Source organism: Cyanothece sp. BG0011, from assembly GCF_003013815.1.
Lineage (GTDB): Bacteria > Cyanobacteriota > Cyanobacteriia > Cyanobacteriales > Microcystaceae > Crocosphaera.
The window spans coordinates 16,211-40,346 of sequence record NZ_PRLH01000189.1 but is presented as its reverse complement, the minus strand read 5'-3'; the positions used below and the strand labels follow the sequence as shown (position 1 = coordinate 40,346).

The following is a 24,136-nucleotide window of genomic DNA, read 5'->3' as shown; positions in this document are numbered from 1 at the left end:
CCACCCCAATCACTAAACTTCCAGCGATCGCACCGTAAGGATTGCCAATACCCCCTAAAATCACAGAGGCAAACATCGGCAAAATTAAAAACCATCCCATATTGGGTCTGACGGTACTGGTAATTAACCCCAACATCACACCCCCTAGGGTGGTTAAAATAGCGGTAATGACCCAAGTCCAGAGAACCACTTGTTCAACGTTAATTCCTGAAACCCTAGCTAAGTCAATATTATCAGCTACGGCTCGCATGGCTTTACCAATTTTTGTGTTTTGTAACACTAGATGTAAAATGGCGATCGCTATAATGGAGAGAATAATCGCCCAAATTTTATCAGTGGCTAATTGTAAGCCAAACAGTTGTTGAGCTTGAACCAAAGGAATATCATACCGTTGATTATTGGCTCCCCAAATCATTAAAATGCCGTTCCGTAAAAACAAGGCTAAGCCAATGGAGATAATAATGAGAGTGGTGGAGGTGGCTCTGCGATCGCGCATAGGTCTCCATAATAAAAATTCTGAGATTAACATGGCCGCCACGGTTCCTATGGCACCCACGATCACCGATAATCCTAAATTTAACCCTTGGGTGTTCACTAACCAGGTTAAATAGGCCCCTAAGGTCATAAAATCCCCGTGAGCGAAGTTAGAAAGCCGTAAAATCCCATAGGTTAGGGTTAACCCTACCGCAGCCAGAGCAATGACACTGCCAATGGCCACGCCATCAAAGAAATTTTGTGCTGTCCTTAAAATTAGTTCTGAGGTTTCCATTCCCTAAATTTGTTGTATCCTACCTGTTCTCAATGAAGATACACCATCTTGGGGAAGTTTGCCGACAAACTTATCGGACTAAATAAGTTGATCGGGATGGCAGGATTTGAACCTACGACATCCTGCTCCCAAAGCAGGCGCGCTACCAAGCTGCGCTACATCCCGTAACGTTGCTTTCCCATTATAACCTAAACTGTCCCTAATCAGGATACCAAAACATCCCTTTAATGCCTTCTGGGTCCAGGACAAACCCCAAACGACGGTAAAAGTCCACCACTTGGGGGTCAGCAAAGAGGGTAATATTACTAATATCTTCGCTTCTTAATTGACGAATCATATACTTCATCATCCCTTTTCCCAGTCCTTTACTTTGGAACCTCGGATGGATGACCACATCCCATATTGTGGCATTAAAGGCGTGATCGGAAGTGGCGCGAGCAAACCCAATTAACCGCTTACGGTTTCCTTTGACTTCCCAGGCTGACACTACCATAAAACTGTAGGTCAGTGCGCGTTTAACTTTCCTCAGAGGACGACGGGCCCATCCTACCGCATCGCATAATTCTTCGAGTTCGTAGAGATCGATGTCTCGTTCTCTCGTGAAAAAAATGCGCGTTTGGCTGTCAGTTTGGCCTTTTAAGTTGACCGGTTCCCCTTTAAACTGGGATTTCTGATCAGTGTTTGATGTATCTGTATTATTAAACAAGCGTTTCCAAAAAACCATTAGATTGAAAGAGACAACCCCTATTTAGTTAAGTATTCTCTCACAAAAATGAGCAAAGAGGGGTGTTTAATATTGGTTATTAGGTATGGAGAGTGAGAAACAGGTGATTTAAGTGAATATTTAGCCATGATATACTATCTTTATCCTATCATTATTTTTTTTACTCCTGATGATATTTCTCACATTCGAGATCAACAATATCAATCTGTACGGGATAATGTAATCTTTGAATAGCGAATTCGAGAAGCATTTATTGCGCTTAAACCTCCCAAAATTTCTGAGAATGATTATTCTAACCTATCCTCAGTAGACGAATTAGATAATTATGTAAATCAATTGATGAAAGAAGGTATTTTATGCAGTAGGGGAAATGATTTGATTATTACTCAAAAAGGACGAATATCTTTAGATAAAAATAAATTCATCTAACTAAAAGAAAAAAATGGCAATTAATCGTATTAGAATCAGTAAAGATAAAGCAGACTTAGTTAAGTCCTTAGTCGATTTTGGTGGTGGAGGTGGACCTTTTCAAACCTATGCAGATGTCATCGCCTTTGCTGCCACATTAGGAGCAAAACATAACAAGCGCATTCCTCTTAATATTATCTCAAAAGAACCGGCACCTATTAGTTTAGATATCTTTGTTTCTAGGGGTTATGATACTGTGATAAAATTATTAGCGATCGCCGAAACCAATGCTCCTCATATTCTCGCTCTTTATGATACAGAAGCAGAAAACCAAAGAGTCCAAATTTTTGAAGAATATGCCAATGGGGGACTAGCACAATTACAAGAAGAATTAAAAGGAATTGTTGATTATTCAGAGCATTTATTATTATTATTAAATTTGGAAAGATTCCCCAGTAATACCACAGAAGATGAATTTGATCTAAGTCGATTTCTATAATTAAAAATCATGCTCATTGAAATTCCACTCCTGACTCGGTGACTCCCAAAACTAGAAAACTTGGTACTTTAAAAGTATGAAAATTGCTATATTTTATGAATTCAAAAGAAACTAAAAAACAACTCAGAAAAAGACTGACTGAAGAAAGAAAAAATTTATCAAAATTAGATTGGATAAATAAGAGTAAAAACATCTGTGAAACCCTAGAAAAATATCCTTTATTTCAACAATCAAAAACCATTCTTGCTTACCTTTCTATTCGTCAAGAACCTGATTTAACTTCCCTATTTTCAACTGAGCATAATTGGGGATTTCCGCGCTGTGTTAAAAAGTCTTTGAGCTGGCATTCTTGGCAACCTCAAGATCCTTTAATTCCTGGAAAATATGGTATTTTAGAACCTTCTGCCGAGGCTCCAATTTTAACCCCCGACACAGTTGATTTAATACTGGTTCCTGCTGTGGCTTGTGATTATAATGGATATCGGTTAGGCTATGGAGGAGGGTTCTACGATCGCTTATTAAATTCTCCACAATGGTCTTCTATTCCGACAGTGGGCATTATCTTTGAATTTGCCTTATTACCTCACCTTCCTTGTGAACCTTGGGACCAAAAATTACAAGCAATTTGTACAGAAAATAAAATAATAAGCATATGTACTTAATGTTTCTAAATTAAGATTTATTAAGTTGCTGAATAACCCAGAATAGTTTTGCTAATATAAATGATAACTATTGCTAAACTATAGATTAATTTGTAAAAAATAGATTAATTTATACAAGAACTCATATTGAATTGAGGTAGTTAAAGAAATTATGAAACATTTTAGAGATGAATGGGTACAAGAATGGTGTGAAGCCAATGGATGGACAGATTTATTTAGAGAGCGTTACAATCACTATTGGGCGTTTCCTCCGGGTGCAGTGATGCCAGAACCCATTCCCTCTGAAGTATTACGGTTAATTAAGGCAACAAAAGGCTTTTGTGCTGAAGAAAAAACGTGGTTAATGTCAGCCATTTTAATTTCAATTATTTCGGTGGCTTTGAGCTATTTATTAAAAAATCCCATGCCCATTGTTTTTGCATTTGCTTTTGCTGCGGTTACCTCTGCTAAATTAGAAGTTGAAGAAATTTGAAATAATTAATAATTAGTCCAAGATATCTTATGGTCTGTCAGAGTCAAAATAGGGTTGGAGATTAGATTTATTTTGCTCTCGCTCAGACTCAAAATATTTTTGAATGTTAGATTTATTTTCCTCTTCTTTCGGGGGTTTCTCCCCGACCGGTTTAGGGGGAATCTGAGGGATCACTAAGGGGGGTTCTGAATTATTGTTGTTGGAGGTTTCGTTGGAGTCCGATGCCGCCGGCGGGGGTTCAACGGGAATGGGAACCACTTTCGTGGGTTCTGGAATGGGAGTGGGAGAAGGAGACGGTTGAGCTTTGGGGGTGGCAGAAGGGACTGGAGTTGGAGTAGGAGAGGGGTCTGGGGTTAGAGTAGGAGAGAGGTCTGGGGTTGGAGTAGGAGAGGGTTCTACGGTGGGAGAAGGAGAGGGTTGAGCCTCTGGGGTGGGAGAAGGTTGCGATCGCTGAGGACGGCGAATCGGTCGAGGGGATCTCGGTTGGGGTTGAGAAAACTCGGGTTGAGGACTGGGGGGCGACTCAGGGGAAACCGAGGGAGAGGAGGTGGGTTGCGATCGCTCTTTGGTTCCTAACATGATCCCTAACATCAACCCGCCAATGATGGCACTGGCTGCTAAAAATGAACCTAGGGCCAACAGGGCCCAGGGGGTGTCGCCTTCTGGTTCTGTTTCTGAGGGGTTAGGGGTAGGGGGTGTTCTGGTTTCCGTGGATAAAGGGGGAGGGTTGTTTCCCACCGCTATGGTGGCGGCCGTGGCCATGGTTTGAGAAACTTGTAAGGCTTTTAACATTTCTTTAGCCGTCGAAAAGCGATCGCGGGGGTGAAAACGAACCGCGCGATCGATCACTTTACCTAAACTCTCCTGAATGTCTGGGGCTTCTTTTCGCCACAAGATTTCCCCTGTATCGGGGTCTGTGGCTAAATATTGGGGGGTTTTACCGGTGAGTAAAAAGACGGCCGTCAGTCCCAAACTGTACAAGTCACTGGAAATAATGGGACGACCGGCAGCTTGTTCGGAGGCCATATAACCAGGGGTTCCCAGTCCCACAGAATAGGGCGTATTGCCGTTCCCATGAACCATGGTAGCCACGGTTTCTTTAACAATGCCAAAATCGATCAAAACAGGCTTTTTATCCTGACTCCGAATAATAATGTTATCGGGTTTAATATCACGGTGAATAATGCGACAGCTATGGATATAGTCAAGGACGGGCAAAATGCCTATTAATATCTCTTTGACTTGATCTGAGGATAAATTACCTTGTCGTTGATGAATTTGGGTTAAGGTGTCTCCTTCGATCCATTCTTGTACTAAATAAAAATCGCCACCCTCTGAAAAATAGGCGTATAAGGTGGGAATTTGAGGATTTTTTTCTCCTAATTCTTCTAATATGGCTGCTTCTTTAGCAAATCTTTCCTTTAACCAATTAGGAATCACAGGGGACTGAACGGCTGGTTTAAGTTGTTTAATCACACATTTTCTTTCTGAGGGCATATGAGTATCAATGGCGAGAAAGGTCTCTCCAAATCCCCCTTTTGCCAAACTTTCAAGGACTTGATAACGATAATTGAGTAGTGATGACACGGTACCCCCCCTATTGTCCTAGTCAGACAATCAAGCTTTATTCTAGCTAATCTTTTTTATAAATTGACTTAATATCAATTCTCTTCATCTCAACCAGACATTTTCGTAGGGGGACTAAGGCCTACAGTATGCTGTGTTGTTGTCTTCTGGTTCAGAATTGATATAAAAGTATCATCAAGAGGATTTTAAGCGGTTGTTGGCATTTCTTTTCCTATCTTGTACCAGTCAGAAAATTGAACACCTAGAACTTACATCATCAAAGTTAAAAAGGCGAGAAGTTTCCTAACACAGAGTCCTCTTGATTCATTGACTCATGTTTAACTGGGTTGAAGATGCTAGTTTTTTCAATATTAAGTAACAAGTTCACAGGATAAACTTGCCCGTAACCATGTGATTATTATTTTAGTTTCCAGACGCAACTATTTTTTAGCAATCACCCATACTGCGTGAACAATACCAGGAATATAACCTAATAATGTTAACAAAATATTGATCCAAAACTGCGGCCCGATACCCACTTGCAGGAAAACGCCCAGAGGAGGAAGAATGATGGCACAGATAATGCGAACGGCATCCATATTTTTTTTAGGTATATATACATCAGTAATTATTCATGAAGCAAGGGAACTTGTCAAGATAGGAATCGTTCAATTGGGATAAATTGTAATCCAAATAACAAATCATCAGTGATTTTCCTAATTGCCACCTTAAAAACCATTATCGATAATTGGATTATTCCTAATAATAGTATTAATTATGTCTTATTCATTACCGACTCAAAAAAACTCAAATCAAACCTTATTTTCTGTGTGCAATCAACGGAAACACCAACGTTATGATAATAGTCAAGGGTCTTCTATTGAACTCCTGATTGATGGTCAGGAAATTAAGCAATCTTTAAAAGGAATGATTATTGATGATTCTTTTAGTGGTTGTGGCCTGATTATTATTGGTGAGGAAGGGTTATATGTGGGTCAATTATGTAGTTTAAAAATCAAAAAAATTGAGACTATTTTATGTCAAATTATTTGGTTGAAAAAATTAGACAAGTGTATCACCAGAGTGGGGATTAAGTATTTAATTAAATCTGATTAATTGTCATTATTCCCTACACCCCCTACCCCCCCTGCCCCTAACCCCCCCTGCCCCCCTTATAAAGGGGGGTGTGGGGGGTGTGGGGGGTGTGGGGGGTAGGGAATGGGAAATGGTGTTTTATCCCTTAGAGTTTTTGAGTTAATCTTTCACTTTAAATACGGAAATTTCTGATTGTAATCCTTGGGCGGCATCGTTCAATTTTTCTAAGACAAGATGGGTATCATGTAAAGAATAAGCGGTTTGTTCTGATCCTTCGCTCAACTGTTCCATTGCTTCACGAATATGTTGCGCGCTGCGAGATTGTTCTTCCATACTTTTACTCACTAATTCAAAGCGAGGGGTAATACTTTGTACTTGTTCAATAACTTGAGCAATTTGATGACTAATATTGCCCACATCTTGGACACTACTACTTACTTCTTTATTAAATTTATCCATTTCCATCACCCCTGTTGAAACAGCCGATTGCATCTCTTTAACCATCTGTTCAATTTCTAAAGTTGCCACCGCCGTTTGGTCAGCTAAACGACGAATTTCCCTAGCAACCACGGCAAAACCGGCACCATATTCTCCTGCTTTTTCGGCTTCGATGGCTGCGTTTAAGGATAACAAATTAGTTTGATCCGCCACTTTGGTGATGGTTAAAACCACACTATTAATATTATGAGCTTTTTCACTCATGACCCCTAATTTAGAGGCAATGGAGGTGGTCGCTTCGGCCAATTGACGCATGGTGGTTTCCATTCTGCCTAAATCATCTTGACCTTGATTAGCAGCCATAGCGGTACTTTGAGAAAGTTCGGTGATTTGTTCCATGGTATTGACCAATTCTTCTGAAGTATTAGCAATTTCTTGTGCCGTGGTGGTGACTTCATTAGTTGAGGCAATTTGTTCGGTTAAAGTAGCTTCTAATTGTTTGCGAGAGGCGGCCATTTGTGTGGTGGAACTGGTAATGGCGATCCCTGATTGTTGGACTTTAGAAATCAAAGAATTGAGATTATAAATCATGATTTTTAACGCTTCTAATAATTGTCCGATTTCATCGTCGGAAATCACTTCTACTTCTCCGGTGAGATTGCCATTAGACACCTCTTCTGCCAGTTGAACCGCTTGACCTAAAGAACGAGTGATGGTGCGAGTAATCCAGTATCCTAGGCTTAAAATAGTAATAATACTAATAATGAAAGTAAAAGAAACAATATTGACAGTATTTTGTTGATGTTGTTTAGCAACATGGGCGGCAGCTTGGGATAAACCTACCACTTGTTGCAGCAGTTGGGTATTATCTTCTTTAAGTTCTTCTTGTAACGGTTGCACCTTCACCACCGCATTTCTGGCGGCAGGGATGTCTCCATTATTAATTAAACCAAACACTTGTTCTGCTTGGTTATTGTAGAAAATATAAGTTTGTTGATAATCATTCAAGTTTTGGGCAATGGCTTGAAAATCTTCTTGATCGGAGTCACTGCTAACGGTATTGATTTGCTTCTGTAATAAACTTTGTGCCTCTTCAATAGCAAGACTGACGCGACTTTGATTATCGAGGAAGCTCGTGCGAGATTGATTAAACTTAGCTTGATTGGCTGCATTATCAGTGCTATTGATACCAGCAATATAAGCTTTTTCAAAATCAAGAACTTGTGCCAGTTGGTTTTCTTGGATAGAAATTAAATCTTGAATTAAAGAAAGATCCTGTTCAGCCATTTGCCTAACTTCAGCGTATAACTTAGACATTCCAATCCAAGTCACAATGGCTCCTACGCCCATGATAAAAGCAGAAAAGACCAATAGCCCTAACAGTTTGGATTCAATGGTCATCGACTTGTAAAACTTCATAATGTCAACCTTGAAGATTATCTAATCGTTGAATGCGGTGTTTGAGTATGGCAGCCCCTTGTGTATCCCCCTGACTTTCTCGTAGTAATGCCAAATGAACTAAGGCTTCGCGATAATTGGGTCGAAGATAGAGGGCCTTTTGGAAACATTGTTGCGCCTCTTCTAGATTGCCTTGAGCTTGAGAAATTTCCCCTAACAATAAATAACCCTCAGCATCAATGGGATGACCTCGGAGATGGGTTTGACAACATTGGGCTGCTTCTTTTAATTTTCCCCGATTCGCCAATTGTTGCGCCATTTGTAAAGAAGAAAGTTGGATTTCTTGTTTGGTCGGTTGCGGTAAAGAGGCGGCTGGCCTGGGTTTGAGTGGCGATCGCTGGTAGGGTTTTCGTTTTAACCGAACATCAGGTTGACTCAGGGAAACTTTTTGATAAGCAAAGGCCGACGGGTGAGACACGAAGCGAAAATGAGGGGCTTTAATGAGAGTGGTTTCGACGGCCCCGACAAACAATAAGCCCCCCTCCCAGAGGAGACGATCTAAGGTTTTGAGAACGCGATCGCGGGAGTCTTCGTCTAAATAAATCAACAGATGACGGCAAAAAATCACATGATAGGGCGGATGACTCGGTGACCAAGGAGACAGTAAATTTTTGCAGGAAAATTGAACTTGATTGCGAATGGAGGGACAAATTTGATAACGATTTTGTTTGACTTCAAAAAATTGCTGATAGTCTAGGCGATCGTGAGACCGAAAAGAATTTTTCCCGTAACTCCCTTTTTTGGCCAAGGTTAGGGCGGTTTGACTGATATCCATCCCTTCAACGGTAAACTGTTGCGGACTTAAGGGAGAATTCAGTAAGGTCATGGCAACGGAATAGGGTTCTTCTCCTGTGGAACAGGGAACGCAAAGAATTCTCAGGGTTTCTCTGGGATGGGATTGAAGCCATTCGGTTTGCACAAAGTGACGGAGTAGGGAAAATGCCTCGCGATGGCGAAAAAACCAAGTTTCCGGAATGACTATTTGCTCCACCAATTCTTGAAATTCCTGGGCTGAGGATTGTAGTCGTTTGAGGTAATCAGAGACTCTTGGGATCTCACAGGCTTTTTGACGGGTTGTTACAGCTTTAATTAACTGGCGTTGACCGAGTTTGTCTGGGCCTAGGCCAATTTTTTGGGCTAGTAACTGTTCAATTCTTTGATATTCTTGGTTCATGGTTTAGGTTACTGGGAACGATTTTCAGGTAACAACCAGGTTCGTTGAGAATCCGAAAGTAACTTATCAACCCGTAGTCTTTGAATCATACCGTCTTTTTCGGGAATCATTTCTCCCAAGTAAGCAGCCACCTCAGCCGTCACCTCTGTGGGAATCCATTCCCTTTCTGATTTATAGAGGGTATCAGTTACTCGTTCTGCCATCAGGCCTAGGTAGCGGGTGGTTCCGTCAGGCAGAGGATAATTGACTATGATAATCCTTGTACTCAGACAATGACGACAGGGATAATCCCCAATTAAGTAACATAAATCGATGGCCGGTACGATTTTACTCCGATAGTTAAACACCCCCACTACATATTTAGGGGCTTGATACAGCTTTCTGAGTTGCACTTGTGGGATAATTTCTACCACTTTGGTACTGTCAATGGCGTATCTTTCATCACCCAGATGAAATAGCAGTAAAAGCATTGAACCGTCCTAGATCAATTTTCAAAAGAACAAGACCAGTTTTGTCTAAGGATGGGATCACTATCCTTTCCTATTATTCATTATCGGCTATCTGATGGTTATTTTTTAAACAATCCTAATAGTGGACCTAAAATAAAGCCAAACACAAATCCTCCTGCATGGGCCCAATAAGCGACACCTCCCCCTTCCATCCCCACATTGGCTTGAACGTTTAAACTGGCAAACCCATAAATCGCTTGCTGCAAAAACCAAAAGCCTAAAAAGAAGACCGCCGGCACTCGAATGGTGGTGATAAAAATACCTAAGGGAATTAAGGTTAACACTTGGGCCTGAGGAAAGCGTAAAATGTAGGCTCCCATTACCCCTGCGATCGCCCCACTGGCCCCTAATGAAGGAATCTCAGAATAGGGGGCAAAATACCATTGACTTAAACCGGCTAATACCCCACAAGTTAGATAAAATAATAAGTATTTGACATGACCTAATTTATCCTCGACGTTATTGCCAAAAATCCATAAAAACAACATATTTCCGGCAATATGTAAAAAACCAGCGTGGAGAAATTGAGAGGTAATTAAGGTCATCCATTCGGGAATGGGATGATAAAAATCGACTCCACTAAATCCTGCGGTTAACTGTTTGGGGACAATGGCATAATATTGGAAAAACTGTGATAATTGCTCGGAACTTAAACTCAGTTCTTTGAAGAAAACTAAAATGTTTATAATAATCAATCCATAAGTAACATAAGCTGTTCTTTCGGTGGGGTTATTATCATTTAAAGGAACCATATTGTAGAAGTTAGAAGTTAGAAGTCAGAAGTCATTTTTTTACTCCAACTTAGCTTAACATTTCGCTTGTGGAAGTTTCTATCGATAAAAAAATCTCCCTAGACTAGCTAGAGAGAAAATTATGAAAGTCAACTCAATTGCCTCGATGACTTAGTTTAGAAGTAAATTGATCCACCCCAGTAAGGATCTAATTTGGGGGCGACTAAAACATAACCAGACACATCATAAAGATCGTCTTCGGTGAAGTCTCTTAATTCTGGATAGATATCAGGACGACTCACATTAACGTGTAATTCGGTATAGTCGTCTTCTCCATCGTAACTGGTGGGATATTTCAAATAGTCGACCAAACCTAAGACATTATCACGAGGAGGTTCTGCTAAGGCTAAATCTTCTAATCCCAAACTAACATTATTATTGGTCTTGGTTTTCCCTTGTAAGTGACATTGGGTACATTCACGAATGAATAGTCTTTGACCATTGGTGATCTGTTCACTGCTTAAGGTTGTTGTTTCCCCTTCTTCATTTAAAGGAATGGTTCGAGTTTCCTCGTTTAATTGTAAGGCACTGGCGTTATGGATGGGAAATTGTAAAAAGAAAAAGATAGCAGCGATGGCCATCAGCATAAATCGTTTCACCATTGTTCTCCTGCAAATTATGATTTTGTGGGTATATTAATCTTTGCACGCATTACGGCAATATCAACGATACCATAATTCATGATCCTTAAACTTCCCTTATCTATGGGGAATAGGGGATTTTTTCAGGGACAAAAATCGATTTTCTCCCTTCCGCCAACTTCATAATTCTTAACGGAAATTTCTCATAAATGGGGTAACTCAACTCCCTACGTCCGAGTGAACAGCCAACGGGAAAGGGTTTTCCCCCTCACACAAGGGGGAGTTAGAGGGGGTGGCAATAGTTCGTCCCTTGCTTGTGTCCTCTCCCCATTCCCTATTCCCCATTCCCCATTCCCTTTACGAAACCCCAGGGAACACTTGGGCCGACTGAGACGCGATGGCCAGTTGAACCTTGGTCCCGATGGGTAACTGAGTCTGTAACGTTGTTCTCGCGTGAATTTGTCCACCAGAAGGGGTTCGTAAACAGTAACGGTATTCTCTCCCTAAAAATTGGCGATCGCTGATCACGACTTTGGCCGTCTCATCGGGTTTTAAAAGAATATCTTCTTGTCTGACCATTAAGTCTCCTTCGGGGACGGTTTCAGGAGGTGAAGAGAGTTCCCATTGTCCTACTTCTGTGGTCCAGAGTTTCCCTTGTCGTTTGGCAGGGATAAAGTTCGCCTGGGTGACAAATTCAGCCACAAAACGAGATGCAGGACGAGTGTAAATACTTTCAGGAGTCCCTAGTTGTTCAATTTTGCCAGAGGACATGACTCCAATTTTATCGCAAATGGCTAAGGCTTCTTCTTGGTCGTGGGTAACAAAAATAGCGGTGATCCCTGTGGCTTTGAGAATATGACGAATTTCGTGGCGCAGTCTAATGCGAACCTGTACATCGAGGTTACTGAGGGGTTCATCGAGTAAAATTAAGGCGGGTTGAGGGGCTAATGCTCTGGCTAAGGCCACCCGTTGTTGTTGTCCCCCTGAAAGTTGATGAGGATAGCGTTTTTCTAAGCCTTCTAGTCCCACTAGGGTTAAGACTTCGACAATACGCTGTTTGACCTCTTTTTTGCTTAATCGTTTCTTATTTAAGCCAAAAGCAATATTATCAGCGATGTTTAAATGGGGAAACAAAGCATAATCTTGAAAGACCATCCCCGTATTGCGTTGTTCTGGGGGAAGTAACTGAGACGGACTAGCAATGATCTTGCCTGCGAGTTCTATGGTTCCCTGGGACGGTTGTTCAAACCCGGCAACCATGCGTAATAGGGTTGTTTTACCACAACCAGACGGACCTAACAACCCTAAAATCTCTCCTTGGGCTAATTGAAAATTAACGTCATCGACAGCTGGAACTTGATGAGGAGAAAATTGTTTAACCAGTTGATTAACCTGGAGAATGATAGAGTTTTCCATAGCAAGAAGAAAGTAAACAATAAATTAGGACAAATTGAGCTAAAAATAATCGATTTCATCGGGGAGAAGCGATAGCTATCAGACTGGGTTAACCATCACCGTTATGTTTAAGCTATGCTTGAGCTATCTTTTGTGACAAGCTCAATTAGCATTAATTTTCAATAAGTACCTTTCCTTTTATAGCCCATTTTTCTGCATTTTCAAATAAGAAAGATTAGCAAGAATTATCAATGTTATCTAGATCACACTCCCATTATAACCCTAATCCCCAAAACCCTGATGTTAATACTGTTTTAGTCCCTCAAGGGATGGAATATAAGACCGTTTGTCAAGGAATGGGTAAAAATCAATCAAAATTCAAAATTCTCAGGATTCCTGCTGGAATTAAACCCTTAAGTCACTTCCTAGAACAATGGCAACAAACTCCAGAGTTTCTTAATAAGAGACCGCAAGGATTGATACTGATGGGGTTAGGGGGAAGTTTGTCTCAAAATTATTCTGTGGGGGATGTGATTTTGTACAAAAAGTGTGGTTTAATGGATGATAGTCAGGAAAGTAAGGGGCAGTGTGACCAATTTCTGACCAAGAGCCTATTTCAGCAGTTAGGAAATAGCCCATTGATCGGCACAGGAATAACTAGCGATCGCGTTATTTGTTCTGCTCAAGAAAAGCTTTTATTAGGTAAAAAATATCAAGCAGATGTCGTGGATATGGAAGGCTATGCCTTATTACATTGGAGTGAAAAATTAGGCATTCCTGTGGCTATGATTCGGGTCATTAGTGATAATTGCCAGCAAGATTTACCCGACTTAACAAAGGCATTTAGAGAAGATGGAACCTTACAACCTTTAATATTAGCCCGTCAAATGTTAAAAAATCCGTCAAATTCAATACATTTAATTAGAAGTTCTTTGCAAAGTCTAAAAGTCTTAAAGGAAGTTGCTAACCAAATAAGTCAGCATGAATAACAACTTTATATTTGACCATTATAAACTGATACTTTTATCTTTAACAACTATCTATCATTGGTTGATGACCTATTGGGAGAATAAGCAACAACTGCTTCCTGGAAAATTGATTGATTTGGGGGGTTATAAAGTTCATTGTTATATTAAGGGAATGGGTAGTCATACAGTGGTAATCGATCACAGTTTAGGAGGAATAGAAGGTTATTTTTTAATCAATGAAATTGCCAAAATTACTCAAGTTTTTATCTATGATAGACCGGGTTATGGTTGGAGTGATTCTAGTCCGAAAAAACGTTGTAGTCAAGAAATTGTAAGAGAATTAGATCAACTGTTAGAAAAAGCAGGAATTTCACCTCCTTATATTTTAATGGGTGATTCTTTTGGTAGTTACAATATTAGGCTATATGCTCATTATTTTCCTGAGAAAGTTTCTAGTATTATTTTAACAGATGGACTCCACGAAAAAGGGATGTTAAGTTTACCTTTGTCTGTTAAATTATTAAAATTGTTTTTTTTCTCAGGTTTTTTAATGTCAATTTGTGGTTCAATATTAGGGGTAATTAGAATTCTAGGAAACTTAGGAATATTTGAATTAATCAAACCTCAATTAAGAAAGTTTAGTATAGAGATTCGCATGAGGGTTAAACGTTCTTTTTATCGTCCTAAACATTGGTTAACAATGGCTAGAGAAATTTGGAATTTAGAAATCAGTGCAACTCAAGTACGAAAAGCAGATAACTTAGGAGATATTCCCCTAATTAGTATTAAATCAAAAACATTTTTTAAACCGTCACTTTTTGGTTTTTTCTTACCTATAAAAACCACTAATAATGTTAGAGAGATTATCCATGAAGAGTTGCTAAAGCTTTCATCAAATTCTAGACAAGTTTTAGCTAATAATAGTAGTCATTTTGTTTGGATAGATGAACCAGAAGTTATGATTAATGTTATTCGTGATTTAGTCAATCAGTGAGAAGGTGGACAATAATTTTGGAGATTATATTAGTTTAAAGTTAGTTTTTCTTTAATTATATTCAACATCAAACACTTTTGCAAACATTTCTATCACTTTTATTTGTATTTCTTCTAAAGTAATGCCAGGCAAAAATTGCTGTAAACTTCCCACAGGTTTATCTTTAATTCCACAGGGAATAATATGATTAAATCCTTGTAAATCAGGACACACATTAATGGAAAATCCGTGCATGGTAACCCAACGTTTTACTTTAATGCCAATGGCTGCAACTTTATAATTATCTACCCAAACCCCGGTTAATCCTGGAATTCTTTTTCCTGGCAGTTGATAACTGTTTAAAACTTCAATAATAACTGTCTCAAGTTGTCTTAAATACCAATGTAAATCCTGCTGATAGTAACGTAAATTAAGAATAGGATAACCCACTAATTGACCCGGACAATGATAGGTGACTTCTCCCCCCCTTTCGATGCGATAAACAGGGATAAGACTGTGTTGGGGATCAAACTTCATAAACTGGGTATCGGCCCCGGTTCCCAAGGTGTACACGGGGGGATGTTCTAATAATAATAGGGTGTCGTCTAAACTAGGGTTGTCTAAGCGTTGGTTAACCAGCGATCGCTGCATCTCCCACGCCCTTTGATAAGGTATCATACCTAAATTTTGCAGTATACACCGTCGGGGTTGTACTAAAGGGGAAGTTGACATAACGATTAACGAAGTTTTCAGGGCAAATATTTAAGAAATATGAAGAGATGCAAAGGAACATAAAAAGAAGACAAAGACCGATGTTTAGAACAATACAAAGTGTTAGTCTAAAAGTATACAGAGTTTATCTCGGAGACAAGGATTGAAAGAAACGCCACCCAAAACAGGTTTTTCTCACCAATTCTTCCCCTCAACAAGTAAGGAATCCTGTAGGGTAAAGATTGGAGACTCAGATCACATCAAGATGATCAATTGAGTAGGGAGAGAAAATATTAAAGCTAGTATTAAACTCTCGCCCTTCTATCATTAAACTATCTTAATCTAGGGGAAATTAAGGAATAAAGGAACCCTGCTTAAGATAATTAAAAAGAGGTCAAGGAATTGTATGAACAAACAAAGATATCCCACTCCATTGTTATTGAATTAATCCAATGATAGGGTTGCCTCTATCTCATCAATAAAGATAAGAAAAAGCCCAATTTTTCTCTTTTAATTCTACAACAATGAAACAAAAAATGGAGTAATGAGTATGAAGCTATTAATTCAAGGCAATAATATTGATGTAACCGAATCGATCAATGATTACGTCACACAGAAATTAGAAAAAGCCGTGAAACATTATCAAACTTTTACCACAAAAGTTGATGTTCACTTATCTGTGGCCAAGAATGCCCGTATTACCGATAAGCATAAAGCAGAAGTCACAGTTTATGCCAATGGGACAGTGATTCGCGCCCAAGAAGGGAGTGAAAATCTCTATGCAAGTATTGACTTGGTTTCTGATAAAATTGCCCGTCAGCTTCGTAAATATAAAGAGAAAATTAATAACCATAAACCTCAATCCTCTGTGAAGAGTCCCGAAGTGCTTCCCGAGACAGAAGTGAAAGAAGATTTAATTGGCGATCGCGAGGCAGAATTACCCCCCGAAGTGATTCGCATGAAATATTTTGCCATGCCTGCGATGTCAATAGAAGAAGCCAAACATCAACTCGAATTAGTGGATCACGACTTCTATATGTTTCGCAATGAAGACACCAATGAAATCAATGTGATCTATATGAGAAATCATGGTGGTTTTGGTGTCATACAACCCCGTGAAAGCTAAAATAATCACCAGACAAATGCTTAAGGACTAACAAAGTCTTTAAGAGGATTTAAAGTCAATATTTTAGGGGAATAAATTATTTTATTCCCTTTTTTTATTAATTAATTATTTAAAATGTTAAGATATATTATGAACCGCATCATTAACCCAACTTATGAGTGAACAACCATTACGCATTTGCATTGTCGGGGGAGGGTTTGGGGGACTCTATACCGCTTTACGTCTAACCCAGTTTCGGTGGGAAGAAGAGCAAACCCCTGAAATTATCTTAATTGATAAAAGCGATCGCTTTTTATTTACTCCCCTTCTCTATGAATTAATTACTGAGGAGATGCAAACGTGGGAGATTGCCCCACCTTATGAAGAAATTTTAGCCGGTACGGCCATCCGTTTTCATCAAGGGTGTGTCACGGATATTGATATTGAAAACCAACAACTCCAATTAGATAATCACAATAGCTTACATTACGATCGCTTAGTGTTAGCTATGGGAGGGAAAACCCCTTTAGATAATTTTAGTGGGGTGAAAGATTATGCCATCCCATTTCGGACTTTAGAAGATGCTTATCGAATTAAAGAAAGATTACGTTTATTAGAAGAAAAAGAAGCCGAAAAAATCCGTATTGCCATTGTTGGTGGTGGCTATAGTGGGGTTGAATTAGCTTGTAAATTGGCTGATCGCTTAGGAGATATCGGACGGATCAGACTCATCGAAAGAGGAGAAAAAATACTGAGTACATCCCCTGAATTTAATCAAGAAGTGGCTGAAAATGCCCTAGAATCTCGACGGGTATTTATCGATCTAGAAACCGAAGTTACTCAAGTTACTTCTGATAGTATTTCTTTAGCTTATAAAGGAAAAATTGACACCATTCCTGTGGATTTAGTTTTGTGGACTGTGGGAACCCAAGTGATTGATATGGTTAATCATTTACCCCTACCCAAAACCTCGAAAGGACTGTTAAAAATAAATCCTCATTTACAAGTAGTCGATCACCCTAATATTTTTGCCCTTGGTGATTTAGCTGCTTGTTACGATGAATCCAAAAACTTAATTCCTGCAACGGCGCAAACAGCGTTCCAACAATCTGATTATTGTGCTTGGAATCTTTGGGCTTCCATTACCTATCGTCCTCTATTACCTTTTGCTTACCAACCTTTAGGAGAAATGATGGCGTTAGGGGTTGATAATGCTACGTTATCAGGGTTAGGAATTAATTTAGATGGTCCGTTGGGTTATATGGCTAGACGATTAATTTATTTATATCGATTACCTACGTTAAAACATCAACTCAATGTGGGTATTAATTGGATCACTAAACCTTTAACTGATTTCTTTTCATAACTATTACTAAAGAGCATAAAATATTAGAGCTTTATGAAACAACCTAAAGTCATTTTTTTTGATGCCGTTGGCACATTATTTGGTGTTAAGGGATCGGTAGGGGAAGTGTATGGTTATCTTGCCTCACAGGTGGGAATACAATGTGATCCTCAGACGTTAGACACTGCATTTTATCAACAGTTTAAAAAAGCCCCCCCCTTAGCTTTTTCGGGGGTAGATATCATGGCGGTGCCAGACTTAGAATATCAGTGGTGGTATCAGGTGGCTTATGATACTTATACAGCAGTAGAAGTCATGGATCAATTTCATGATTTTGATGGCTTTTTTCGGCAAGTTTATGATTATTTTGCCACCCCTCATCCTTGGTTTCTTTATACAGATGTTTTTCCCGCTTTAGACTATTGGCAAAAACAGGGAATACCATTGGGAATTATCTCAAATTTTGATAGTAGAATTTATGAGGTATTGGATATGTTTGCCTTAACTAATTTCTTTCAAACCATTACCATTTCTTCCACAACAGGAAGGGCTAAACCCGATCCTAAAATTTTTGTTGAAGCCTTAGAAAAACATCAATGTCAACCTGAAGAAGCTTGGCATATTGGAGATAGTAAAAAAGAAGATTATCAAGGGGCAAAAGCTGTTGGTATTAACGCTTTTTTATTGGAAAGAAAGGAAAAATTTGATCGATCAAACTATACGATTATTGATTCTATGGAAAGATTGATTAATGACTAAAAAACTTTTAATTACAGGGGCTAGTGGTTTTCTGGGTTATAATGTTTGTCAATATACTAAGGCAAATTGGCAGGTTTATGGGACTTATTATCGTAATAAAACTAATATAGATAAGGTTAAATATGTCAAGGTTGATGTTACAAATATTAAGGAATTACAAACAGTATTTAATGAAATAAAGCCCGATGCAGTGATTCATTTAGCCGCAGCATCGAAACCGAACTATTGTCAAAATAATCCAGAAGATGCCTATAAAATTAATGTAACGGCTTCAGTGAATATTGCTCAATTATGCGCTAATCTCAATATTCCTTGTGTTTTTACGTCAACGGATTTAGTTTTTAATGGTTCAAAGTCTCCCTACAAAGAAACTGATCCTGTTTCTCCTATTAGTTATTATGGAGAACAAAAAGTAAAAGCCGAAGAAAAAATGTTAGCTATTTATCCTAAAATAGTTATCTGTCGAATGCCGTTAATGTTTGGTCTTCCTTCCCCCCATGGGGCCAGCTTTATTCAATTCTTTTTAGATACCTTTAGACAAGGAAAAGAGTTAAGTTTATTTACCGATGAATATCGCACCCCTGTCAGTGGGTTAACCGCTGCCAAAGGGCTATTATTAGCTTTAGAAAAAGCAGAGGGAGAAATCCTACATTTAGGGGGAAAAGAACGAATTTCCCGTTATAAATTTGGGCATTTAATGGCAGAAATTTTTGCCTTTTCTCCTGAGTTAATTACCCCTTGTTTACAACAAGATGTGCCTATGTCTGCCCCGCGATCGCCTGATACTGCTTTAGATAGTTCCAAAGCATTTAAACTCGGTTATCAACCCTTATCTTTAAGAGAAGAATTAAAACAATTAAAAGATCAACTTTAATAATATAGGAAGCCAAGAGATTAAGTTCTCTTCCTGCTTCCTATCACCATCATTGCCCGATTAACTAACGAAATTGATCATCGCTGTAAACAATTGATGGGTAAAGGGTAAACTATCCACTACCATAGCGGTGCATAACAACATCAAATAGAGGATAGAAAACTTAAACAAGGATTTTGCCATCTCTTTATCTAAGGGGTTTTGTTTAAGTAACCAGCTTTTCTTGATAAACATCGCCCCTAAGCATAAGGCCATTACCCCATATAGCCAACCGGAAGCCCCCACCGGATAGACTAATAAGAAAGTGCAGGGAATCACTAAGAGGGTGTACCACCAAATTTGACGGACCGTTGACTCTTCTCCTTCGATGACCGGCATCATTGGCACATTCACCTGGGCATAATCATCTTTAATCATCAAAGCTAACGCCCAAAAATGGGGGGGAGTCCAGAGGAAAATAATGGCAAATAAAATCCAGGGGGCCCAACTGAGATCCCCAGTGACAGCGGCCCAACCCACCAGAGGAGGAATGGAACCAGCGGCCCCACCAATAACAATATTTTGAGGGGTATTCCGTTTGAGAAAGTGGGTATACACCAACATATAGAAGGCAATACCAGACATGGCCAATAAGCCACTGAGAAGGTTGATATAAATGAGAAAGAGGCTAAAAGAAATGACTGCCAATACCAGGGCAAAAATGAGGGCGTGACTAGACTGTACTCGGCCCGAAGGAATGGGGCGGGCCCGGGTGCGCAACATTTCATAATCAATGTCGCGATCGTAGATACAGTTCATCACTTGCGCTGAAGCGGCCGCGAGGGTTCCTCCTAATAAGGTAATTAACAGTTTAAAGGAGTCGACTTGACCCTCAGAGGCAATCCACATCGAAGCGGCCGTGGTAATTAATAAGAGAGGAATAATCCTCGGTTTGGTTAGTTGATAATAACTTCTAACCACTTGTAAAAAGTTCTCGTTACGACGGACAACATCAGTCCCAATCATTAATTCACACCAAATTCTATTAAGTTAATAAGTTGTTGTGCTAAGCACAAAAAAAGACAGCAACACACAAAGGCTATTCGTTAAGCAACCTATGGAGATGATTAACTGTTGCCTTTTGCCGCTTGCCGCTTGCCGTCTACGTAGCCGTTTGCATCTCGCATTCCTAGGGTTGTCAAAGCCACTAATGTGGCAAATAAAGCAGCCCCGACAGTATGATGAGTCACTGTTAAGGGTTCTACCTGTAAATGTAGGTAAAAGGTGGCTACCCCTAAGAGGACTTGTAATAGTACCACACCCCCGGCTACCCAAGCCAGTGTTCTCAAGGTAGGATGAAGGGCCGGAGTGCGCCAGGCCATAACCACAACGGTTAACGTGGCTAGGGTAGCAGGAACCACCCCAATGATATGACTATTCATCACCGCGCAGAGTTGGGAACCCCCAAAACATTGATGCAAGGCCCAACGGGACCCCACTAAAGCCCCTAATAAGCATTGGATATAAACTAAAATAGCAGCAATCAGGCTAGCCCAGCGCAGTTTACCGGCGGTGGTGGTGCCTTGATAGGGGGTTAAACACAGGGCAATGATCACTAAGGTGGCAAAAAAGAGTAGAGCCGTTCCTAAATGGGCGGTCACAATATCAAACCGCAACATTTGAGTGACCGTTAAACCCCCTAAAATTCCTTGGAAGACAATTAGACCTAATGCCCCTAAACAAGCCCAGGGTAGCCATTTGGGGAGTTCTTTGCGAAACCACCAAGACAGTCCCACTAACGCCAGGGTACTCAAACCAATTAAAGAAGCATCCAAGCGATGGAACCATTCTAAGAAGACTTGTAGGTTCATTTGTTGGGTGGGGACTAACTGGCCATAACATAGGGGCCAGTCGGGACAAGCTAACCCGGCATTCATCACCCGTGTGGCACTGCCGACAGCCATTAGTAGTAGGGTGGCGATGGCGATTTTCCAGACTAAAAATCTCATCCATTTTTGGACTTTCGGGCGATCGCCTGAAGTATTTATTTGTCCTGTGAGAACAGATTCTGTCATAGCATCCTAATTACTTTATTTAACACATTTTGTTGTTAACAAAGTGTTGACTTTGCTACAAAATTTTGTCTCTTTAAAAGCAGAGCTAGTCAGATTCTACTCAAGGGTTTCTGATTTGTGCATGGATTTTTAGGAACTTTTCCTAATCTTTTGATTCAGTTAATAATGAGTTTACTTAAGTTAACAATTCAAAGGATAAATTTAATTAAGTTTTAATGTATTATTGTTAGTAAAAGCAAATCTGAAAAAAGAGGGATGATCCACAATAAGATTGGGGTTAGACTTTACTCATAAGAATTTAACCCTTAATCATAGTATGAATTTTAATTTTTTCGATTTTTTTTGGATCTTCCTGGTGATTTCCTCTTTACAACCTGTGATCCAACGCCGTCGCATCGAAGGGCGAAGGATAGAAGCCATTAGAGAATTTGAAAAGAATCGTAAAAGTCGAGTCATTTTATTGATTCATCGTCAAGAATCCCTCAGTTTACTGGGAATTCCCCTATCTCGTTATATTTCCATCGAAGATTCAGAACAAGTATTGCGAGCCATCCGTCTCACCCCCGCCGATACACCCATTGACCTCATTTTACACACCCCTGGGGGATTAGTCTTAGCGACAGAACAAATCGCCAGAGCCTTAATTCGTCATCCTTCTAAAGTCACTGTTTTTGTTCCTCACTATGCCATGAGTGGGGGGACTATGTTGGCTTTGGCAGCGGATGAAATTATTATGGATGCTAACGCCGTCTTAGGTCCGGTTGATCCCCAATTGGGTAATATGGCAGCCGCCAGTATTTTAAACGTTATACAACGTAAACCTATCGATAAAATCGATGATCAGACGTTAATTATGGGAGATTTGGCCTTAAAAGCCATCAACCAAGTGCAAACCTTTGTCAGGACGCTCCTTAAAGACGATATTCCAGAGCCTAAAATCGCTCCTGAGAAGATTGAAGGGATTATTGATCTGTTGACCACAGGAAAAATTACCCATGATTGTCCGATTTCTGTTGAGCAGGCCAGTCAGATTGGTTTACCTATCACCGTGGGATTGCCCAAAGAGATTTACCACTTGATGGAATTGTATCCCCAACCGTCCGGGGGAAGACCTTCTGTACAGTATATTCCCATGCCCTACCGCCCTTATCCTAGCTTACCGGAAACGAAACGGAGACCTATGCCTGACAATGAAAGTTAACGAGAGACGGGGTCTAAAGGGGGAATCGAAATGGTCGCGCCCTTTTGTTCGAGGGAATGACTTAAAGCGGTTAAAATTTGCACTAATTTAGTGGCCACTATTCCCGAAGATATCTCACAAGGCTGATTCGTGCGAATACTATCTAAAAAGCGATCGCAGACTACTTTGAGGGGTTCTGCTTTGGCCACCGCAATCACCTGTTTATTTTGTCCTTGGGGAATCCATTTTTCCCCTTGAGGTTGTAGATAACCCTGTTGTAAAACGAGGGGTTCATTCTGAGACATTTCATCAAAAATTAACGTCCCTTCACTGCCCACCACACAGAGGCGACGCTGTTTATCAGGATTACACCAGCATAGATGAATGGTGGCTTGAAATCCACTCGGATAAGACAACCTTACCCAAACCATGTCCCCTAACCCGTCTGGGGATAAAGGAGTGCGGCGATCGCTTTGTAACCAAATGGTTCCTTGTGCTTGTACTTGGTTCGGATATTCCCCTAACCAGTGGTTAAAAATACTAAGATCGTGAATGGCTAAATCCCAGAGCGCGTCCACATCTTGACGGACTGGCCCTAAATGGGTGCGACTGGCATAACCATAACGTAATTTTCCTAAACTTCCTGCTTCTACCGTCGATTTACCCTGATTGACAGCCGCATGGAATAAATAGGTATGATCGATCATCAATTGTCGTTTTTGCGCTGTGGCTAAACGAGTTAATTCTAAACATTCCCCCGGATCAAGGGTTAATGGTTTTTCGGCTAAGACATGATATCCCGATGATAACGCCTCTTTAATCAGAGGATAATGGGTTGAGGCCGGGGTGACGACGACGATGGCCTCTAAGTCTACTTGTTGTTTAATGGTTGACCAATCCGAGGTTAATAAAATAGATTGGGGATCTAGGGAAAACTTTTCTTGAATTCTCGTTAAATTATCAGCAACCGGATCAGCGATCGCCACCACTTCTGCTTGAGGATGGGCTAAAAAATTGCGGACTAGGTGGGTTCCCCAACGTCCCACCCCTAAAATAGCTAATCGAGTTTTCACCGATTTTTATCCTTTGTTTGGTAACTCCCTTGTAGTTTACCGAAAAAGAAGATCAGTAAGTGGTCACTGCTCACTGATCACTGCTCACTCTTTAAGCTTCAGAGGCAACCGGTTCTTCAGAGGCGGCTTCTTCTTCGTCTTCGGGGGTTTCTGAGGAGACGTTATCTAATTTGATGGTCAGATAGCGCATCACATCTTCTCCTAACCGCATCATCCGTTCTAGGGGTGCAATTTGGCTTCCATCTGCTTGATAATTAAACTGCACATAAATGCCATCGACCTTTTTTTGAATAGGATAGGCAAGACGACGTTTGCCCCAAATTTTCGTTTGTAGGTCTGTGGCGTTATTTTCAGTTAAAAAGTCCTGATATTTGCTCACTGCTTGATTAACTTGCTCTTCTGATAGGTCAGGACGCAAGATAAAAATCATTTCGTAATGTTGACTCATGGGTTTAAACTCCTTATGGACAAGTTGGCTTCGTGATTAGCTCATGGTCTTGAGATCAAGAAGCAAGGATCACTCGAAACTAATCAAATGAAAAAATGTCTCCTT

27 protein-coding genes and 1 tRNA gene are annotated in these 24,136 nt (G+C 40.1%); 12 read left to right on the top strand and 16 right to left on the bottom strand.

Annotated features, from left to right (window positions below):
- The 3 genes from C4E06_RS24205 to C4E06_RS24195 form a co-directional block, all read right to left on the bottom strand.
- Nucleotides 1-769 (bottom strand): branched-chain amino acid ABC transporter permease (locus C4E06_RS24205; protein ID WP_107670930.1); only part of this gene is annotated, 769 nt, incomplete at its 3' end.
- A 91-nt stretch (nucleotides 770-860) separates the two neighbouring features.
- Nucleotides 861-934: transfer RNA gene (locus C4E06_RS24200), tRNA-Pro, on the bottom strand.
- 34 nt (nucleotides 935-968) lie between these two features.
- Nucleotides 969-1,493 carry a GNAT family N-acetyltransferase gene (locus C4E06_RS24195; protein WP_107670929.1) on the bottom strand — a complete coding sequence of 175 codons (525 nt, stop codon included), beginning with the start codon at nucleotides 1,491-1,493 and terminating at the stop codon, nucleotides 969-971.
- 126 nt (nucleotides 1,494-1,619) lie between these two features.
- On the opposite strand from C4E06_RS24195, the gene C4E06_RS24190 reads away from it, so the two are divergent.
- From C4E06_RS24190 to C4E06_RS24175, 4 genes are all read left to right on the top strand, one after another.
- Nucleotides 1,620-1,727, top strand: coding sequence for a TIR domain-containing protein (locus C4E06_RS24190; RefSeq protein ID WP_107670928.1), 108 nt, complete (start codon nucleotides 1,620-1,622; stop codon nucleotides 1,725-1,727).
- Nucleotides 1,728-1,935: 208 nt separating this feature from the next.
- Nucleotides 1,936-2,400 (top strand): DNA phosphorothioation-associated protein 4, encoded by a 465-nt coding sequence (locus tag C4E06_RS24185; protein WP_107670927.1) that lies wholly within the window; start codon nucleotides 1,936-1,938, stop codon nucleotides 2,398-2,400.
- 95 nt (nucleotides 2,401-2,495) lie between these two features.
- Entirely contained in the window at nucleotides 2,496-3,062 is a 567-nt protein-coding gene (locus C4E06_RS24180) for a 5-formyltetrahydrofolate cyclo-ligase (RefSeq protein ID WP_107670926.1), read from the top strand.
- Between the two features lie 151 nt (nucleotides 3,063-3,213).
- Nucleotides 3,214-3,534: a hypothetical protein gene (locus tag C4E06_RS24175; RefSeq protein ID WP_107670925.1), complete on the top strand. Its 321-nt coding sequence runs from the start codon at nucleotides 3,214-3,216 to the stop codon at nucleotides 3,532-3,534.
- A 27-nt stretch (nucleotides 3,535-3,561) separates the two neighbouring features.
- On the opposite strand, the gene C4E06_RS24170 is transcribed toward C4E06_RS24175, so the two are convergent.
- Nucleotides 3,562-5,121 (bottom strand): serine/threonine-protein kinase, encoded by a 1,560-nt coding sequence (locus C4E06_RS24170; RefSeq protein WP_107670924.1) that lies wholly within the window; start codon nucleotides 5,119-5,121, stop codon nucleotides 3,562-3,564.
- Nucleotides 5,122-5,540: 419 nt separating this feature from the next.
- Nucleotides 5,541-5,699 carry a YqaE/Pmp3 family membrane protein gene (locus C4E06_RS24165; protein WP_107670923.1) on the bottom strand — a complete coding sequence of 53 codons (159 nt, stop codon included), beginning with the start codon at nucleotides 5,697-5,699 and terminating at the stop codon, nucleotides 5,541-5,543.
- Between the two features lie 178 nt (nucleotides 5,700-5,877).
- Between C4E06_RS24165 and C4E06_RS24160 the strand changes: the two genes are divergently transcribed.
- Nucleotides 5,878-6,216, top strand: coding sequence for a PilZ domain-containing protein (locus C4E06_RS24160; RefSeq protein WP_107670922.1), 339 nt, complete (start codon nucleotides 5,878-5,880; stop codon nucleotides 6,214-6,216).
- Nucleotides 6,217-6,354: 138 nt separating this feature from the next.
- On the opposite strand, the gene C4E06_RS24155 is transcribed toward C4E06_RS24160, so the two are convergent.
- From C4E06_RS24155 to C4E06_RS24130, 6 genes are all read right to left on the bottom strand, one after another.
- Nucleotides 6,355-8,052, bottom strand: a complete 1,698-nt coding sequence (locus C4E06_RS24155) for a methyl-accepting chemotaxis protein (protein ID WP_107670921.1) — start codon at nucleotides 8,050-8,052, stop codon at nucleotides 6,355-6,357.
- Nucleotides 8,053-8,056: 4 nt separating this feature from the next.
- Nucleotides 8,057-9,265: a protein-glutamate O-methyltransferase CheR gene (locus C4E06_RS24150; protein WP_107670920.1), complete on the bottom strand. Its 1,209-nt coding sequence runs from the start codon at nucleotides 9,263-9,265 to the stop codon at nucleotides 8,057-8,059.
- An 8-nt stretch (nucleotides 9,266-9,273) separates the two neighbouring features.
- Entirely contained in the window at nucleotides 9,274-9,735 is a 462-nt protein-coding gene (locus C4E06_RS24145; protein WP_107670919.1) for a chemotaxis protein CheW, read from the bottom strand.
- Between the two features lie 98 nt (nucleotides 9,736-9,833).
- A complete protein-coding gene (locus C4E06_RS24140) occupies nucleotides 9,834-10,526 on the bottom strand; it encodes a rhomboid family intramembrane serine protease (RefSeq protein WP_107670918.1) in 693 nt (230 codons plus the stop codon).
- Nucleotides 10,527-10,681: 155 nt separating this feature from the next.
- A complete protein-coding gene (psbV, locus tag C4E06_RS24135) occupies nucleotides 10,682-11,164 on the bottom strand; it encodes a photosystem II cytochrome c-550 (protein ID WP_370051355.1) in 483 nt (160 codons plus the stop codon).
- 339 nt (nucleotides 11,165-11,503) lie between these two features.
- A complete protein-coding gene (locus tag C4E06_RS24130) occupies nucleotides 11,504-12,562 on the bottom strand; it encodes an ABC transporter ATP-binding protein (RefSeq protein ID WP_107670916.1) in 1,059 nt (352 codons plus the stop codon).
- Between the two features lie 230 nt (nucleotides 12,563-12,792).
- Here C4E06_RS24130 and C4E06_RS24125 point away from each other — a divergent pair, with 230 nt between their 5' ends.
- The gene (locus tag C4E06_RS24125; protein WP_107670915.1) at nucleotides 12,793-13,530 is read left to right on the top strand and encodes a purine phosphorylase; all 738 of its coding nucleotides are present in this window, start codon (nucleotides 12,793-12,795) and stop codon (nucleotides 13,528-13,530) included.
- Nucleotides 13,523-14,503 (top strand): alpha/beta hydrolase, encoded by a 981-nt coding sequence (locus tag C4E06_RS24120; RefSeq protein WP_107670914.1) that lies wholly within the window; start codon nucleotides 13,523-13,525, stop codon nucleotides 14,501-14,503. The genes C4E06_RS24125 and C4E06_RS24120 overlap by 8 nt, the downstream gene beginning before the upstream one ends.
- 51 nt (nucleotides 14,504-14,554) lie before the next feature.
- On the opposite strand, the gene lipB is transcribed toward C4E06_RS24120, so the two are convergent.
- Nucleotides 14,555-15,214, bottom strand: coding sequence for a lipoyl(octanoyl) transferase LipB (gene lipB / locus C4E06_RS24115; protein WP_107670913.1), 660 nt, complete (start codon nucleotides 15,212-15,214; stop codon nucleotides 14,555-14,557).
- Between the two features lie 529 nt (nucleotides 15,215-15,743).
- Between lipB and hpf the strand changes: the two genes are divergently transcribed.
- The 4 genes from hpf to C4E06_RS24095 all read left to right on the top strand — a co-directional run bounded on the left by hpf (nucleotide 15,744) and on the right by C4E06_RS24095 (nucleotide 19,276).
- Entirely contained in the window at nucleotides 15,744-16,319 is a 576-nt protein-coding gene (hpf, locus tag C4E06_RS24110) for a ribosome hibernation-promoting factor, HPF/YfiA family (protein ID WP_107670912.1), read from the top strand.
- A gap of 154 nt (nucleotides 16,320-16,473) precedes the next feature.
- The gene (locus C4E06_RS24105) at nucleotides 16,474-17,664 is read left to right on the top strand and encodes an NAD(P)/FAD-dependent oxidoreductase (RefSeq protein ID WP_107670911.1); all 1,191 of its coding nucleotides are present in this window, start codon (nucleotides 16,474-16,476) and stop codon (nucleotides 17,662-17,664) included.
- Nucleotides 17,665-17,697: 33 nt separating this feature from the next.
- Nucleotides 17,698-18,402 (top strand): HAD-IA family hydrolase, encoded by a 705-nt coding sequence (locus C4E06_RS24100; protein WP_107670910.1) that lies wholly within the window; start codon nucleotides 17,698-17,700, stop codon nucleotides 18,400-18,402.
- A complete protein-coding gene (locus C4E06_RS24095; protein ID WP_107670909.1) occupies nucleotides 18,395-19,276 on the top strand; it encodes an NAD(P)-dependent oxidoreductase in 882 nt (293 codons plus the stop codon). Before C4E06_RS24100 ends, C4E06_RS24095 begins: the two co-directional genes overlap by 8 nt.
- A 60-nt stretch (nucleotides 19,277-19,336) precedes the next feature.
- On the opposite strand, the gene C4E06_RS24090 is transcribed toward C4E06_RS24095, so the two are convergent.
- Both C4E06_RS24090 and C4E06_RS24085 read right to left on the bottom strand, forming a co-directional pair.
- Nucleotides 19,337-20,281 (bottom strand): heme o synthase, encoded by a 945-nt coding sequence (locus tag C4E06_RS24090; RefSeq protein ID WP_107670908.1) that lies wholly within the window; start codon nucleotides 20,279-20,281, stop codon nucleotides 19,337-19,339.
- A 101-nt stretch (nucleotides 20,282-20,382) separates the two neighbouring features.
- The gene (locus C4E06_RS24085; protein WP_107670907.1) at nucleotides 20,383-21,330 is read right to left on the bottom strand and encodes a heme A synthase; all 948 of its coding nucleotides are present in this window, start codon (nucleotides 21,328-21,330) and stop codon (nucleotides 20,383-20,385) included.
- Between the two features lie 316 nt (nucleotides 21,331-21,646).
- Between C4E06_RS24085 and C4E06_RS24080 the strand changes: the two genes are divergently transcribed.
- The gene (locus C4E06_RS24080) at nucleotides 21,647-22,531 is read left to right on the top strand and encodes a hypothetical protein (protein ID WP_107670931.1); all 885 of its coding nucleotides are present in this window, start codon (nucleotides 21,647-21,649) and stop codon (nucleotides 22,529-22,531) included.
- Here C4E06_RS24080 and C4E06_RS24075 read toward each other — a convergent pair.
- On the bottom strand, nucleotides 22,528-23,583 hold the full coding sequence (locus C4E06_RS24075; protein ID WP_107670906.1) for a Gfo/Idh/MocA family protein: 1,056 nt from the start codon (nucleotides 23,581-23,583) through the stop codon (nucleotides 22,528-22,530). The two genes, C4E06_RS24080 and C4E06_RS24075, sit on opposite strands and share 4 nt — an antisense overlap.
- Before the next feature lie 91 nt (nucleotides 23,584-23,674).
- Complete coding sequence (gene rpsF / locus C4E06_RS24070; RefSeq protein ID WP_107670905.1) at nucleotides 23,675-24,031, bottom strand: 30S ribosomal protein S6; 357 nt, start codon at nucleotides 24,029-24,031, stop codon at nucleotides 23,675-23,677.
- Nucleotides 24,032-24,136: the final 105 nt, after the last annotated feature.